This window comes from Mesorhizobium sp. M7A.F.Ca.CA.004.12.1.1 (assembly GCF_003997835.1).
In the GTDB taxonomy this organism is placed as follows: Bacteria; Pseudomonadota; Alphaproteobacteria; order Rhizobiales; family Rhizobiaceae; genus Mesorhizobium.
The window spans coordinates 1-1,139 of the sequence record NZ_RZRK01001243.1 but is presented as its reverse complement, the minus strand read 5'-3'; the positions used below and the strand labels follow the sequence as shown (position 1 = coordinate 1,139).

The 1,139-nt window shown below is 60.6% G+C and carries 1 protein-coding gene and 1 pseudogene; both read left to right on the top strand.

Features of this window, described 5'->3' with window-relative positions:
• The coding region (locus tag EN984_RS35495; RefSeq protein ID WP_164765961.1) for a L,D-transpeptidase at window positions 1-646 on the top strand (646 nt) is incomplete at its 5' end.
• A gap of 146 nt (window positions 647-792) precedes the next feature.
• Window positions 793-1,139 (top strand): annotated as a pseudogene (locus EN984_RS35490) (CTP synthetase); the annotation flags it as partial.

Genomic DNA, 1,139 nt, shown 5'->3' with positions numbered 1-1,139 from the left:
GACCGGCAACAATGGCGAGTTGCGTAGCGAGGTCATCGGCCAGAAGCAGCCGAGCAGCGGCGGTTTGTTCGCCGGTCTCTTCGGCGGTAGCTCTGCCTCTTCGTCGATTTCATATCTTCCCGAGACACGGGCTCTCGACCAGGCTCTCGCCAAGAGGGAAGCCAAGAAGCAGTTCAAGGTGAAGCCGGAATTCGTGCCGCAGGACGTGGAATTCAGCGGTTACGCTGCCGGCACCATCGTTATCGACACCAGCGCGCGCCGCCTCTACCTCGTCGAATCGTCCTCCACCGCGCGCCGCTACGCCATCGCGGTCGGCCGCGACGGCCTGCAGTTCAAGGGTACGGTTGCAGTCGGTGACAAGCAGGAATGGCCGCGCTGGATCCCGACGCTGGACATGCAGAAGCGCGAGCCGAAGCATTACGGCCAGTATAAGGACGGTATGCCCGGCGGTGGCCAGAATCCGCTCGGCGCGCGCGCCATCTATCTCTATGACGGCAAGAAGGACACGCATCTGCGCATCCACGGCACCATTGCGCCGCAGTCGATCGGAACCAGCGCTTCGAATGGTTGCTTCCGCATGATCAACGAGCACGTCATGGACCTTTACAGCCGCGTCAGGGTTGGCACCAAGGTCGTCATCATCTGACGTTTTCGTCATCCTGCCGAAAGGGCCGGCTCAGCCGGCCCTTTTGTTTTGCCTTGTTCACGATCCAAGCGCCTTCTTGGGAAAAAAGCTTCGCGGCGGTTTTTTCTCTGGCGGAATCAATCCGGCCGCGTTAAGCGATGACTCCCATGGCGCGATATGTATTCATCACAGGCGGCGTGGTTTCCTCACTTGGAAAAGGCATTGCCGCAGCGGCCCTTGGGGCTCTCCTGCAGGCGCGAGGCTATCGCGCACGCATCAAAAAACTCGATCCCTACCTGAATGTCGATCCAGGCACGATGTCGCCGTACCAGCATGGCGAAGTCTTCGTCACCGACGATGGTGCGGAAACCGATCTCGATCTTGGCCATTACGAGCGCTTCACAGGCCGCTCCGCCAACCAGCAGGACAACATCACCACCGGCCGCATCTACAAGAACATCATCGAGCGCGAGCGGCGCGGCGACTATCTCGGCGCAACCGTGCAGGTCATCCC